12 protein-coding genes and 1 pseudogene are annotated in these 14,072 nt (G+C 58.4%); 11 read left to right on the top strand and 2 right to left on the bottom strand.

Annotation, left to right across the window (positions count from 1 at the left end):
• On the bottom strand, positions 1–219 hold a 219-nt coding region (locus ACIPIN_RS12615), incomplete at its 3' end, for an ATP-dependent Clp protease adaptor ClpS (RefSeq protein ID WP_401118983.1).
• Positions 220–442: 223 nt separating this feature from the next.
• Here ACIPIN_RS12615 and cspD point away from each other — a divergent pair.
• Positions 443–706, top strand: a complete 264-nt coding sequence (gene cspD / locus ACIPIN_RS12610) for a cold shock domain-containing protein CspD (RefSeq protein ID WP_401118980.1) — start codon at positions 443–445, stop codon at positions 704–706.
• Between the two features lie 81 nt (positions 707–787).
• On the opposite strand, the gene icd is transcribed toward cspD, so the two are convergent.
• Positions 788–2,044, bottom strand: coding sequence for an NADP-dependent isocitrate dehydrogenase (gene icd, locus ACIPIN_RS12605; RefSeq protein WP_071550691.1), 1,257 nt, complete (start codon positions 2,042–2,044; stop codon positions 788–790).
• A 492-nt stretch (positions 2,045–2,536) separates the two neighbouring features.
• Between icd and ACIPIN_RS12600 the strand changes: the two genes are divergently transcribed.
• The 10 genes and pseudogenes from ACIPIN_RS12600 to ndhC all read left to right on the top strand — a co-directional run.
• The gene (locus ACIPIN_RS12600) at positions 2,537–4,762 is read left to right on the top strand and encodes an NADP-dependent isocitrate dehydrogenase (protein WP_401118978.1); all 2,226 of its coding nucleotides are present in this window, start codon (positions 2,537–2,539) and stop codon (positions 4,760–4,762) included.
• A gap of 109 nt (positions 4,763–4,871) precedes the next feature.
• Positions 4,872–5,318, top strand: coding sequence for an NUDIX hydrolase (locus tag ACIPIN_RS12595; RefSeq protein WP_401118975.1), 447 nt, complete (start codon positions 4,872–4,874; stop codon positions 5,316–5,318).
• Between the two features lie 59 nt (positions 5,319–5,377).
• Positions 5,378–6,511 (top strand): annotated as a pseudogene (gene mnmA, locus ACIPIN_RS12590) (tRNA 2-thiouridine(34) synthase MnmA).
• Complete coding sequence (hflD, locus tag ACIPIN_RS12585; protein WP_401118973.1) at positions 6,508–7,131, top strand: high frequency lysogenization protein HflD; 624 nt, start codon at positions 6,508–6,510, stop codon at positions 7,129–7,131. The pseudogene mnmA and the gene hflD overlap by 4 nt, the downstream one beginning before the upstream one ends.
• Positions 7,132–7,258: 127 nt before the next feature.
• The gene (purB, locus tag ACIPIN_RS12580; RefSeq protein ID WP_401118971.1) at positions 7,259–8,629 is read left to right on the top strand and encodes an adenylosuccinate lyase; all 1,371 of its coding nucleotides are present in this window, start codon (positions 7,259–7,261) and stop codon (positions 8,627–8,629) included.
• Between the two features lie 85 nt (positions 8,630–8,714).
• The gene (locus ACIPIN_RS12575) at positions 8,715–9,881 is read left to right on the top strand and encodes a JmjC domain-containing protein (RefSeq protein ID WP_401118969.1); all 1,167 of its coding nucleotides are present in this window, start codon (positions 8,715–8,717) and stop codon (positions 9,879–9,881) included.
• Positions 9,874–10,299 carry a GNAT family N-acetyltransferase gene (locus tag ACIPIN_RS12570; protein WP_401118966.1) on the top strand — a complete coding sequence of 142 codons (426 nt, stop codon included), beginning with the start codon at positions 9,874–9,876 and terminating at the stop codon, positions 10,297–10,299. The genes ACIPIN_RS12575 and ACIPIN_RS12570 overlap by 8 nt, the downstream gene beginning before the upstream one ends.
• A 224-nt stretch (positions 10,300–10,523) precedes the next feature.
• A complete protein-coding gene (locus ACIPIN_RS12565; protein WP_401118964.1) occupies positions 10,524–11,351 on the top strand; it encodes a secretin N-terminal domain-containing protein in 828 nt (275 codons plus the stop codon).
• Positions 11,352–11,854: 503 nt separating this feature from the next.
• Positions 11,855–13,180, top strand: coding sequence for an isocitrate lyase (gene aceA, locus ACIPIN_RS12560; RefSeq protein WP_123425883.1), 1,326 nt, complete (start codon positions 11,855–11,857; stop codon positions 13,178–13,180).
• 691 nt (positions 13,181–13,871) lie between these two features.
• On the top strand, positions 13,872–14,072 hold a 201-nt coding region (ndhC, locus tag ACIPIN_RS12555; protein WP_401118961.1), incomplete at its 3' end, for an NADH-quinone oxidoreductase subunit A.

Raw genomic sequence — 14,072 nt, 5'->3', positions numbered from 1 at the left:
CTTGGTCGCCAGCTCGCGATTCAGGTTAAAAAACACCTCGAGCACTTCGACGACGAAATCCATCGGTGTGTAGTCATCATTGAACAAAACCACCTTGTACATCGGCGGCGCCTGTAACGCAGGCTTAGCCTCCTGTACAGCAATGCCTGCTGAATCGTCGTCGTGTAAATCAGGGCGATCCTGATTGAATGTTAGTCGAATCTGGCTGATTGCATGCATGGAAAGAAAGGTTCGTTAGTTGAGCTGAATACAGTGGTGGGGGCGGCCCCAGAGCTTTTCAACTCCGACTGCTTGGTCACCTTGACTATCGGCAAATCAGTGTTACAACCAATAGAGCCCACAGTGGGTAAAAAAGGTCCGCGGCGTCAACCCCAATTCAGGGTTGATGCGGATTAACTGGATGATACTCCAGTGATGGAGTCTGTTGCAGAGGGATATGAGCATGGCTAGCGGTAAGGTCAAGTGGTTCAACAATGCCAAGGGATATGGCTTCATCAACGAGGAAGGCAAGGAAGAAGATCTCTTTGCCCACTACTCGGCCATTAAAATGGACGGCTACAAGACCTTGAAAGCAGGCCAGCCCGTGGTTTTCGAGATCATCCAGGGTCCCAAAGGTCTGCACGCGATCAACATCGATTCAGCTACAGTAAAGGCCAATGCGCCCGCGCCGGCAATGACCGTCCAGCACGAGACTGCGTTGAGCTGATACCACCAAACTTCCAGACATAAAAAAACCGGCCGACTCAATCATTTGAGTCGGCCGGCTTTTTATTTAACGCGGCTCAGATCACATGTGCGAGATCAGCGCATCGCCGAACGCGGAAGAAGACAGCAGTTTGGCGCCTTCCATCAGACGTTCGAAGTCATAGGTCACGGTCTTGGCCGAGATTGCGCCGTTGGTGCCCTTGATGATCAGGTCGGCCGCTTCGGTCCAGCCCATGTGACGCAGCATCATTTCAGCCGACAGAATCAGCGAACCCGGGTTTACCTGGTCCTTGCCGGCATACTTCGGTGCAGTGCCGTGAGTGGCTTCGAACATCGCCACGGTGTCGGACAGGTTGGCACCTGGCGCGATACCGATACCACCCACTTCAGCCGCCAGGGCGTCGGAGAGGTAGTCGCCGTTCAGGTTCAGGGTCGCGATCACATCGTATTCAGCCGGGCGCAGCAGAATCTGCTGGAGCATGGCGTCGGCGATGGCATCCTTGACGATGACGTTCTTGCCGGTTTTCGGGTTTTTGAACTGCATCCACGGGCCGCCGTCGAGCAGGGTTGCGCCGAATTCTTCAGCGGCCACTTCGTAGGCCCATTCTTTGAAGGCACCTTCGGTGAACTTCATGATGTTGCCTTTGTGGACAATGGTCAGCGAATCGCGATCATTGTCGACAACGTATTGCAGCGCCTTGCGGGCCAGACGCTTGGTGCCTTCCAGGGAAACCGGCTTGACGCCGATACCGCAGTTCTGGTCGAAACGGATCTTGGTAACGCCCATTTCTTCTTTAAGGAACTTGATGACCTTGGTCGCCTCCGGCGAACCGGCCTTCCACTCGATACCGGCGTAGATGTCTTCCGAGTTCTCACGGAAGATTGTCATGTCGACGTCGCCAGGCTTCTTGACCGGGCTAGGCACGCCTTCGAACCAGCGCACAGGACGCAGGCACACATAAAGGTCGAGTTGCTGACGCAGCGCAACGTTGAGGGAACGGATACCGCCACCGACCGGCGTGGTCAGCGGGCCCTTGATGGAAACCACGTAATCCTTGACTGCGTCCAGGGTTTCCTGAGGCAGCCAGGTGTCCTGATCGTAAACCTGAGTCGCTTTCTCCCCGGCGTAGACTTCCATCCAGGAAATTTTGCGCTCGCCGCCGTAAGCCTTCTTAACAGCAGCATCGACAACCTTGATCATGACCGGGCTGATATCAACGCCAATACCATCACCTTCAATGAAAGGGATGATCGGGTTGTTAGGAACATTGAGAGAATGGTCTGCATTGACGGTGATTTTGTCGCCGACTGCTGGAACCTGAATCTTCTTGTATCCCATGCTGAACTCCATTGTTTGGATTGAACATCTGGCTTCGTCCGAGCGTACCCCAGTTAAATCGGCACGCAAACCCTCTGTTCCATCCATCTGCCGCAAAGCTGCACAGTTCGCGACGTACAAGTCTGAAAGCAAAGGGAAAAGCGCCAAACTCAAGCACGGTGGACGACTCTACGCCCCGCGCGCACCTGCGACCTTTAGACCAATGGACGAGATTCGTTGCATATGAACCATCGGCAGATTGCCAGCTACCTATGTATAATGCCGCCGCTGACCGCAGGGTCACGACGGCTGAGCTCTCTATTACGAGACTTTCCGCCCGATTAAAGCCGGACTGTTACCGCAGTCCACCCGCTTGACGCTCGACTGATGCACCCAACATCACCGCGAAGAAACCTCGACATTCGGCTCATGGATGACTTTGAACGAACGCGCTTACCCGGCGCCCCTCGAGTTTCTGCGCACGCTTTAGCAAAGAAGAGAGTTAATCCGAATATGCCCACCCGCTCGAAGATCATCTATACCTTCACCGACGAAGCCCCAGCCCTCGCCACCTATTCACTGTTGCCTATCGTAGAGGCCTTCACCGCCTCCGCTGATATCGCCGTGGAAACCCGCGATATCTCTCTTGCAGGGCGCATTCTGGCCAGCTTCCCCGAGCAATTGGGTGACAAAGCCGTAGCCGACCACCTCGCCGAACTGGGCGCCCTGGCCGTCACGCCGGAAGCCAACATCATCAAGCTGCCGAACATCAGCGCTTCGGTTCCGCAACTGCAGGCCGCGATCAAAGAACTGCAAGCCCAGGGCTATGCACTGCCGGACTACCCGGAAACCGTGACCAGCGACGCTGACAAGGACGCCAAGTCCCGTTACGACAAGATCAAGGGCAGCGCGGTAAACCCGGTTCTACGTGAAGGTAACTCCGATCGTCGCGCACCGTTGTCGGTCAAGAACTACGCTCGCAAGCACCCACACAAAATGGGCGCCTGGGCAAAAGACTCCAAGTCTCACGTCGCTCACATGAGCACCGGCGATTTCTACGGCAGCGAAAAAGCCGCCCTGATCGACGCCGCTGACGCCGTTAAAATCGAACTGATCGCTCGGGATGGCAGCACCACCGTCCTGAAAGAAAAAACCACCGTACAAGCCGGTGAGATCCTCGATTGCGCCGTGATGAGCAAAAATGCCCTGCGCAGCTTCATCGCCGCCGAAATCGAAGACGCCAAGCAAAAAGGCGTGCTGCTGTCGGTTCACCTGAAAGCGACCATGATGAAGGTCTCCGACCCGATCATGTTCGGCCAGATCGTTGCCGAGTTCTATAAAGACGCCCTGGCCAAGCACGCTGACGTGCTGGCACAGATCGGCTTCAACCTGAACAACGGCATCGGCGATCTGTATTCCCGCATCAAGGCCCTGCCGGCCGAGCAGCAAGCCCAGATCGAGTCCGACATGCAGGCGGTCTACGCCGTTCGTCCGTCGCTGGCGATGGTCAACTCCGACAAAGGCATCACCAACCTGCACGTGCCGAGCGACGTTATCGTCGACGCCTCGATGCCAGCCATGATCCGTGACTCCGGCAAGATGTGGGGCACCGATGGCCAACTGCACGACACCAAGGCTGTGATCCCGGATCGTTGCTACGCCACCATCTACCAGGCGGTGATCGAAGACTGCAAGCAACACGGCGCCTTCGATCCAACCACCATGGGCAGCGTGCCAAACGTTGGTCTGATGGCGAAAAAAGCCGAAGAGTACGGCTCCCACGACAAGACCTTCCAGATCAAGGCTGACGGCGTTGTTCGCGTTTCCGACAGCGCTGGCCGCACTCTGCTGGAGCAGTCGGTTGAAGCCGGCGACATCTTCCGCATGTGCCAGACCAAAGACGCGCCGATCCAGGACTGGGTCAAACTGGCCGTCAACCGCGCTCGCGCAAGCGCAACGCCAGCGATCTTCTGGCTGGACCCAATGCGCGCCCACGACGGCGTAGTGATCGAGAAAGTTCAGGCCTACCTGAAGGATCACGACACGTCAGGCCTGGACATCCGCATCATGTCGCCAGTCGACGCCATGGCATTCACCCTGGCCCGCACTCGCTCCGGCCTCGACACCATCTCGGTGACCGGCAACGTATTGCGCGACTACCTGACTGACCTGTTCCCGATCATGGAACTGGGCACCAGCGCCAAGATGCTGTCGATCGTTCCGCTGATGAATGGCGGCGGTCTGTTCGAAACCGGCGCTGGCGGCTCGGCACCGAAGCACGTTCAGCAGCTGCTGGAAGAAAACTTCCTGCGCTGGGATTCCCTGGGTGAGTTCCTGGCTCTGGCCGCCTCCCTTGAGCATCTGGGTGTGATGTACAACAACCCTAAAGCGCTGGTGCTGGCCAAGACCCTGGATCAGGCCACCGGCCAGTTCCTGGACAACAACAAGTCGCCATCGCGCAAAGTCGGCAACATCGACAACCGCGGCAGCCACTTCTACCTGGCACTGTACTGGGCTCAGGCCCTGGCTGCGCAGACTGAAGACGCAGCGCTGCAAGCGCAGTTCAGCCAACTGGCAAAAACCCTGGCCGAGAACGAGGCGACCATCGTTGCCGAGCTCAACGCCGTTCAGGGCAAGCCAGTGGACATCGGCGGTTACTACCACGCCGACGCCGAGCTGATCAGCAAGGCCATGCGCCCAAGCAACACCTTCAACGCGGCGATTGCTGCGCTGGTTTAAGGTTGTAAGGATGCAAAGAAGCCCCGGCCCAGTGCCGGGGTTTCTGTTTCTGGCCTTTCACAAATATCCCACATTAAAATTTATCCAACCCCGAAATAGAGGAAGTCTCATGGATTGGCTACCCCACATCACCGTCGCAACCATCGTCGAAGACAACGGCCGTTTTCTGATGGTCGAAGAACTCAAGGCCGGACGTGCGGTACTCAATCAACCCGCCGGGCATCTGGACCCAGACGAAACCCTGACCGAAGCGGCTGTGCGCGAAACCCTCGAAGAAACCGGCTGGGACGTCGAAGCCACTGGCGTGGTGGGCATCTACCTCTACACCGCCCCCAGCAACGGCGTGACCTACCAGCGCGTGTGTTTTGCCGCCAAAGCAGTGAAACACCACCCCGACTATTCACTCGACGACGGCATCGTCGGCGCAAAATGGCTGACCCGCGACGAACTCCTGGCGCAGCGCGACCACTGGCGCAGCGAGCTGATTATTCGCTGTATAGACGACTATCTGGACGGTAAACTCTTTAGTCTCGAACTGATCCGCCCTTCTCTTTAGCCTTGCAGGCTCGGGCCTGATAGAATCGCGTCCTTTTTCAAGACACTCATTAAATCCCTATGCGTGATCCAGCCCCTTCTGACACACAAAAGAAGCGCGTCATTGTCGGCATGTCCGGCGGCGTGGACTCTTCCGTTTCCGCCCTACTGCTGATCGAGCAGGGTTATCAGGTGGAAGGCCTGTTCATGAAGAACTGGGAAGAGGACGACGGAACGGAATACTGCACCGCCATGGACGACCTGGCGGACGCTCAGGCTGTGTGCGACAAGATTGGCATCAAGCTGCACACCGCCAACTTCGCCGCCGAGTTCTGGTACTTAGTGTTCTAACACTTCCTGGCCGAATACAAGGCCGGCCGCACGCCGAACCCGGACATCCTGTGCAACCGTGAAATCAAGTTCAAGGCGTTCCTCGACTACGCCATGATGCTCGGCGCCGACCTGATCGCCACCGGCCATTACGTGCGCCGCCGTGACATCGATGGCCGCACCGAACTGCTCAAAGGCCTGGACCCGAACAAGGACCAGAGCTATTTCCTGCACGCCGTGGGTGGCGAACAGATCGCCAAGACTCTGTTCCCGGTCGGCGAACTGGAAAAACCCGAAGTTCGCGCGATTGCCGAGAAACACGACCTGGCCACCGCGAAGAAGAAAGACTCCACCGGCATCTGCTTTATCGGTGAACGACGCTTCAGCGACTTCCTCAAGCAATACCTGCCGGCACAACCAGGCGAAATAAAAACCACCGAAGGTGAAGTGATCGGTCGCCACCATGGCCTGATGTACCACACCATCGGTCAGCGCCAGGGCCTGGGCATCGGCGGCTTGAAAGACGCTGGCGACGAGCCGTGGTACGTGCTGATCAAGGACCTGGAACATAACGAGCTGATCGTTGGCCAGGGCAATGATCACCCTTATCTATTCTCCCGCGCCCTGCTCGCCTCAGACATCTACTGGGTCAACCCGGTCGACCTGAGTTCGCCACGCAAACTCACGGCGAAAGTCCGCTATCGCCAGAGCGACCAGCCTTGCACCTTGGAAAAAACCGCCAACGGCTACCGCGCAACCTTCGATGACCCGCAGCGCGCGGTCACCCCAGGCCAATCGGTGGTGTTTTACGACGGTGAAATCTGCCTCGGCGGCGGCGTCATCGAAGTCGCCGAACCCTGGAGCAGCAAGGATTCGCGCGCATGAGCCCGACTCAGGAGCAACTGACGGCGCTCGGCGGCGTGTTTCTCGCCGCCGTTCTGGTCGACAAGATCGCCAAGACCGGCCAGGTCACTGAAGCCGGCCTGGCGTGCATGCTCGGCAGCCTGCTGATCCGCGACCCCAAGGACACGCTGGAGGTCTACGGTGGCGACGATATCAATCTGCGCGAAGGCTATCGCGCATTGATCGGCGCCCTCGAACGCGACCCGAACACCTTGCAGCGCGAACCACTGCGCTATGCGCTGTCGATGCTCGGCCTTGAGCGGCAACTGGCCAAGCGCGGCGACATGCTCGAAGTGATCGGCAAGCGCTTGCCGCAGATTCAGTCCCAGGTCGAGCATTTCGGCCCGGCCCATGAAAACGTGATCGCCGCCTGTGGCGCGCTGTATCAGGACACCTTGAGCACCTTGCGCCAACGTATTCAGGTACACGGCGACATGCGCAACCTGCAGCAGCCGAGCAACGCCTCGAAGATCCGCGCCCTGTTGCTGGCCGGTATCCGCTCGGCGCGCCTGTGGCGGCAGTTGGGCGGTCACCGCTGGCAGCTGGTGATCAGCCGTCGCAAACTGCTCAAAGAGCTTTATCCGCTGATGCGCAGCAGCTGAACCGCGCCCGCAATTGTAATGTGTAGTCTGTAACGCGTAAGACGCTGGTCAGTTGGCAACGGACCGGCGGATTTTTTCATGTATGATACGCGCCCCATTTCGTTGCCCGACTGTCCGAGAACACCCCATGCAGCTCTCTTCGCTCACTGCGGTTTCCCCTGTTGACGGCCGCTACGCCGGCAAAACCCAGGCCCTGCGCCCAATTTTCAGCGAATACGGCCTGATCCGTGCTCGCGTCCTGGTTGAAGTCCGCTGGCTCCAGCGCCTGGCCGCTCACCCTGCCATCAGCGAAGTGCCAGCGTTCTCCGCCGAAGCCAACGCGGTGCTGAACACCCTGGCGGAAAACTTCTCTCTGGAACACGCCGAGCGTGTCAAAGAGATCGAGCGCACCACCAACCACGACGTTAAAGCCATTGAGTACCTGCTCAAGGAACAGGCTGCCAAGCTGCCTGAACTGGCCAACGTCAGTGAGTTCATCCACTTTGCCTGCACCAGCGAGGACATCAACAACCTGTCCCACGCGCTGATGCTCCGTGAAGGCCGTGATGACGTGATGCTGCCGCTGATGCGCCAGACCGCCGAGGCTATCCGCGAGCTGGCAATCCGCTTCGCCGACGTGCCGATGCTGTCGCGCACCCACGGTCAGCCGGCCTCGCCGACTACCCTGGGCAAAGAACTGGCGAACGTGGTTTACCGTCTGGAGCGTCAGATCGCTCAAGTCGCTGCCGTACCGCTGCTGGGCAAGATCAACGGCGCTGTCGGCAACTACAACGCCCACCTGTCGGCCTACCCTGAGATCGACTGGGAAGCCAACGCCCGCGCCTTCATCGAAGACGAGCTGGGCCTGGGCTTCAACCCGTACACCACGCAGATCGAACCGCACGACTACATCGCCGAGCTGTTCGACGCGATCGCGCGCTTCAACACCATCCTGATCGACTTCGATCGCGATATCTGGGGCTACATCTCCCTGGGCTACTTCAAGCAGCGCACCATTGCCGGCGAAATCGGCTCCTCGACCATGCCGCACAAGGTCAACCCGATCGACTTCGAAAACTCCGAAGGCAACCTGGGTATCGCCAACGCACTGTTCCAGCACCTGGCGAGCAAACTGCCGATTTCCCGCTGGCAGCGCGACCTGACCGACTCCACCGTACTGCGCAACCTCGGTGTCGGCTTCGCCCACAGCGTGATCGCGTACGAAGCCAGCCTCAAAGGCATCAGCAAACTGGAGCTCAACGCCCAGAAAATCGCTGCTGACCTGGATGCTTGCTGGGAAGTCCTGGCCGAGCCAATCCAGACCGTGATGCGTCGCTACAACATTGAAAACCCGTACGAAAAGCTGAAAGAACTGACTCGCGGCAAGGGCATCAGCCCTGAAGCGCTGCAGACTTTCATCGATGCCCTGGACATGCCTGCCTCCGCACGTGCCGAGCTGAAAAAGCTCACCCCGGCCAACTACATCGGCAACGCCGTGGCACAAGCCAAACGCATCTGATCGACCGCTTGACCCTTTGAGACGCCCGGCAGCGCCGGGCGTTTTTATTCCCGTCTGAAAAGTGCTTTTTTTCAATAGGTTACACATGAATCCTGATATTCCTCTTCAACTTCTGGGCGGCATCACGGCACGGGAATTCCTGCGCGACTACTGGCAGAAGAAACCGCTGCTGATCCGCCAGGCGATCCCTGACTTCGAAAGCCCGATCGACGCCGACGAACTGGCCGGTCTGGCGCTGGAAGAAGAAGTCGAATCGCGCCTGGTCATCGAGCACGGCGAGCGCCCTTGGGAACTGCGTCGCGGCCCGTTCGCCGAAGACGAATTCAGCAAGCTGCCAGAGCGCGAGTGGACCCTGCTGGTGCAGGCTGTCGACCAGTTCGTTCCGGAAGTCAGCGAACTGCTGGAGCACTTCCGCTTCCTGCCGAGCTGGCGCATCGACGACGTGATGATCAGCTTCGCCGCCCCCGGTGGCAGCGTCGGCCCGCACTTCGATAACTACGACGTGTTCCTGCTGCAAGGCCACGGCAAGCGCAACTGGAAAATCGGCCAGATGTGCGATTCCGACAGCCCGTTGCTGCAACATGCCGACCTGCGCATCCTCGCCGACTTCGAAGCCACCGACGAGTGGACTCTGGAACCGGGCGACATGCTTTACCTGCCGCCGCGCCTGGCCCACTGCGGCGTAGCCATCGATGACTGCATGACCTACTCGGTCGGTTTCCGCGCACCAAGCGCTGCTGAAGTGCTGACCCACTTCACCGACTTCCTCAGCCAGTTCCTGCCTGACGAAGAGCGCTACACCGATGCCGACGCACAGCCAGCGATCGACCCACACCAGATCCAGCACGACGCACTCGACCGCTTGAAAAGCCTGTTGGCCGAGCACATGAGCGACGAGCGCCTGCTGCTGACCTGGTTTGGCCAGTTCATGACCGAGCCGCGCTACCCGGAACTGGTGGTTGGTCCAGAGCTGGAAGAAGACGACCTGTTGAGCAGCCTTGAGCAAGGTGCCGTACTGATTCGCAACCCGAGCGCACGCCTGGCCTGGTCCGAAGTCGACGACGATCTGCTGCTGTTCGCCAGTGGCCAGAGCCGCTATCTGCCGGGCAAGCTGCGCGAACTGCTGAAAATGATTTGCGCTGCCGATGCGCTGCACGTCGACAACCTTGGCCATTGGCTGAAGGACGAAGACGGCCGCAACCTGCTGTGCGAACTGGTCAAGCAAGGTAGCCTGGGATTTGCCGATGAATAAGATTCACGTACGTGTCGCAGACTGGCAAAAGGATATCGCCGAGATCCGGCGCATTCGTGAAGCGGTGTTCATCGCCGAGCAATCCGTTCCACCCGAACTGGAATGGGATGCCGAAGACGCGAGCGCCGTGCATTTCCTCGCCTTCGAAGGCGACTTTCCGATTGGCACCGCCCGCCTGCTGCCCGATGGTCACATCGGCCGGGTTTCGGTGCTCAAGGACTGGCGCGGCCTGAAGGTCGGCGACAAACTGATGCAAGCGGTGATCGGTGAAGCCGAGACGCGCGGGCTCAAGCAGCAGATGCTGAGTGCTCAGGTGCAGGCAACAGCGTTCTATGAGCGTTTGGGCTTTACCGTGGTCAGTGAAGAGTTCCTGGAAGCAGGGATACCACACGTGGACATGGTGCGTCATTCGGCTTGAGACCGAGTTGCGCCCTTCGCGAGCAAGCCCGCTCCCACACTTGATCTGTGAACGACACAGAACCAATGTGGGAGCGGGCTTGCTCGCGAAGACGGCCTGAAGAACACCACAAAACGCCTCGACATTTTCCGATGTCGGGGCGTTTTGCTGTCTAGGATTCAACTTGCCCCACCGCAGGCCGACAAACTGGCAATATCAAGCCTTTGATCGCGGAGATAACGGACATGTCCCTACGCACCCTGCTCACCACGCTGCTGCTGACCTGCAGTTTTTCGGTCATCGCCGCTACCGAGGTGGTGCAGCTCAACAATCGCACCAGCGCCGACCTGCTGCCGGTTGCGCAGAATTTTATCGGCAGGGACGGCAAGGTCAGCGCCTATGGCAACCAACTGATCGTCAACGCCGAACCCGACAAGATCGACGAACTCAAGGCCCTGATCGCACAGCTCGACACCGTGCCAAAACGCCTGCTGATCACCGTCGACACCAACGAAAACAACCAGCAAAACAACGCCGATCAGCAAACGCAGATCATCACCTACAGCACCGACAGCCGCGAAGGCGGGATTCAACAGGTCCAGACCAGCGAAGGCACACCCGCCCTGATCCAGGTTGGCCAGAGCGTGCCGCTGACCAGCACCCAGACCGATGCCTACGCCAGCCTGCCAAACCAGACCAATACCTCCGGCAGCCAGCAAAACCCGACCAACACCTCCGGCCAGCCGCAAAACCCGGCCAACAACTACGCTCACCTGCAAAGCCAGACCCAATACCGCAACGTCACCCAGGGCTTCTACGTCACCGCCAGCGTCACCGGTGACATCGTTCACCTGGCAATCAGTACCAACCGCGACCGCATGAGCCAGGAACGTCCCGATGTAGTGAACGTGCAAAGCACCGACACAACCGTCAGCGGTCGCCTTGGCGAGTGGATCACACTGGCCGGCGTCAACCGCCAGACGCAAGCCGATAAACAGCGCCTGACCCGCAGCTACTCGACTCAAGGCCGGGATGACATGACGCTGCGAGTGAAAGTCGACGCTTTGGACTAGCACACCGAAAACTGACTGATTAGTCGTATTAGACTAAAGATGTAGTGCCTTAAAAAAAGCACTACAAAACGTTTGACGAGCCAAAAAAGCAAAGGCATGATGGCCTCGCTCCCGCTAATCAGGGGCCCTGGCAAGGGCCTTCGAATCGCGCTCTAACCTTACCGACCTGAGCCGATTCGTGTCTGTACCGCCCACAAGGCGTGTTTGACGAGGTTGCGACTGGAACGAAGTTGTCCCGAGGGACGGAAGCGTAATAGGTAGCCCGGCAACACACTGATGATCGTATAAAGGCCCACGACGCCCGAATGCGCCCGCCAGCTCGCCCTTACCTGCTCAGCTTCCATCCTCGAGCCCATCGTTCATCCCGTCGCCTTCCCCGCCAAACCCGACTTGACCGCCTAAGCTTCTGGTCAGCGAGCAGCCGCCTACGCAACGTTTCAAACCTGCGTATCTGGCGGAACAGGAATTTTCCACCCAAGACCTATGCGACGAGGTTTATCTCCATGGCACTGACACGCGAACAGCAAATTGCAGCCCTCGAAAAAGACTGGGCTGAAAACCCGCGCTGGAAAGGCGTGACACGCACTTACTCCGCTGCTGACGTCGTCCGCCTGCGTGGCTCGGTTCAACCTGAGCACACCTTTGCAAAAATGGGCGCCGAGAAGCTCTGGAACCTGGTAACCCAGGGTGCCAAGCCAGCCTTCCGTCCTGAGAAAGATTTCGTCAACTGCATGGGCGCCCTGACCGGCGGCCAGGCTGTACAACAAGTCAAAGCCGGTATCCAGGCGATTTACCTGTCGGGCTGGCAGGTTGCTGCAGACAACAACTCTGCAGAATCGATGTACCCGGACCAGTCGCTGTACCCGGTCGACTCCGTACCGACCGTGGTCAAGCGCATCAACAACTCGTTCCGTCGTGCTGACCAGATCCAGTGGAAAGCCGGCAAGAACCCGGGCGACGAAGGTTACATCGACTACTTCGCACCGATCGTTGCCGACGCTGAAGCCGGTTTCGGTGGCGTTCTGAACGCCTACGAGCTGATGAAGAGCATGATCGAAGCAGGCGCTGCCGGCGTTCACTTCGAAGACCAACTGGCCTCCGTGAAAAAATGCGGCCACATGGGCGGCAAGGTACTGGTTCCCACTCAGGAAGCTGTACAGAAGCTGACCGCTGCTCGCCTTGCAGCTGACGTTGCCGGTACTCCGACCATCATCCTGGCTCGTACCGACGCTAACGCGGCTGACCTGCTGACTTCCGACTGCGACCCGTACGACCAGCCATTCGTGACTGGCGAGCGCACCCAGGAAGGCTTCTACAAAGTTCGCGCCGGCCTCGACCAGGCTATCGCTCGCGGCCTGGCCTACGCGCCGTATGCCGACCTGATCTGGTGCGAAACCGCCAAGCCGGATCTGGACGAAGCTCGTCGCTTCGCTGAAGCGATCAAAAAGGAATACCCGGACCAACTGCTGTCGTACAACTGCTCGCCTTCCTTCAACTGGAAGAAAAACCTGGACGACGCGACCATCGCCAAGTTCCAGCGTGAACTGTCCGCCATGGGTTACAAGCACCAGTTCATCACCCTGGCCGGCATTCACAACATGTGGCACAGCATGTTCAACCTGGCGCACGACTACGCCCGCAACGACATGACTGCCTACGTGAAGCTGCAAGAGCAGGAGTTCGCTGACGCCTCCAAGGGTTACACCTTCGTGGCTCACCAGCAGGAAGTGGGCACCGGCTACTTCGACGACATGACCACCGTGATTCAGGGCGGCTCGTCTTCGGTTACCGCGCTGACCGGTTCCACCGAAGAAGAACAGTTCCACTGATCTGATTCGCCTGAGCAAACGGCCCTTCCGGACCGAATAGAAAGCTAACCGGAATGCCGCACATCTAACGCCCCGACTGGTTCGGGGCGTTTTTTTGCCCGCAATTTTCTGAGCGCCCGAGCCCTGTAGCAGCTGCCGAAGGCTGCGTTCGAGGACGAAGTCCTCGCCAAACCATTCACCGCGCCGCGCCTGTTGCACCGCGTACTCCGGGTTTACGACCGCTACGCGGCCGAACGCAGCCTTCGGCAGCTGCTACAGGGGTTATGTGCATGCCTGGAGCTGCGTTCAAAAATATTGATCCAGAGCGGTATTTCGATCGGCAAAACAGGGTAAAACGACCCCGTACGCTACTTGCAGTAGCGGGTATGTAAGCGCAACTTTCCAGCCACCACCCCGAATATCAGTTTAAAAACCACTCCAAACAATATTGATTATCATTTATCGCCAACCATGTTCGTTACAACACGCACAAAACATAATTGACAAAACCCCGGCTAATGCCCGCATCGCATGGGCTGCGCGGCTTTGGAGGTACTCTATGTCCTTATTCTTATAAATAATTTCGCCACAGAAAATTTACTTGCTCGGTGTTTAGCCATAAAATCACCGCGATTGATTGCTGCGACATATCGTCACTGCTTTGTTTCTTTTCAAGCTCAGAGACCTTTGCTCTCTGTTAAGGATTACCAGCATGCCCGAAGCGACAGGACTCATGGCCCACAACTGGGGCTTTGCCATTTTCCTTCTGGGTGTCGGCGGCCTTTGCGCCTTCATGCTCGGTGTCTCCAGCCTCCTCGGGTCAAAAGCCTGGGGCCGCAGCAAAAACGAACCGTTCGAGTCCGGCATGCTACCTACCGGTGGCGCCCGCTTGCGGCTCTCAGCCAAATTCTAT

This window comes from Pseudomonas sp. NPDC087697, assembly GCF_044743155.1.
Taxonomy (GTDB): Bacteria; Pseudomonadota; Gammaproteobacteria; order Pseudomonadales; family Pseudomonadaceae; genus Aquipseudomonas.
Note: the sequence above shows the minus strand (reverse complement) of the source record. Positions and strands in the feature narration are given on the sequence as shown.

Coding starts and splice junctions, on each gene's coding strand:
- cspD (WP_401118980.1), top strand. CDS start 443: ATGGCTAGCGGTAAGGTCAAGTGGTTCAACAATGCCAAGGGATATGGC.
- icd (WP_071550691.1), bottom strand. CDS start 2,044: ATGGGATACAAGAAGATTCAGGTTCCAGCAGTCGGCGACAAAATCACC.
- ACIPIN_RS12600 (WP_401118978.1), top strand. CDS start 2,537: ATGCCCACCCGCTCGAAGATCATCTATACCTTCACCGACGAAGCCCCA.
- ACIPIN_RS12595 (WP_401118975.1), top strand. CDS start 4,872: ATGGATTGGCTACCCCACATCACCGTCGCAACCATCGTCGAAGACAAC.
- hflD (WP_401118973.1), top strand. CDS start 6,508: ATGAGCCCGACTCAGGAGCAACTGACGGCGCTCGGCGGCGTGTTTCTC.
- purB (WP_401118971.1), top strand. CDS start 7,259: ATGCAGCTCTCTTCGCTCACTGCGGTTTCCCCTGTTGACGGCCGCTAC.
- ACIPIN_RS12575 (WP_401118969.1), top strand. CDS start 8,715: ATGAATCCTGATATTCCTCTTCAACTTCTGGGCGGCATCACGGCACGG.
- ACIPIN_RS12570 (WP_401118966.1), top strand. CDS start 9,874: ATGAATAAGATTCACGTACGTGTCGCAGACTGGCAAAAGGATATCGCC.
- ACIPIN_RS12565 (WP_401118964.1), top strand. CDS start 10,524: ATGTCCCTACGCACCCTGCTCACCACGCTGCTGCTGACCTGCAGTTTT.
- aceA (WP_123425883.1), top strand. CDS start 11,855: ATGGCACTGACACGCGAACAGCAAATTGCAGCCCTCGAAAAAGACTGG.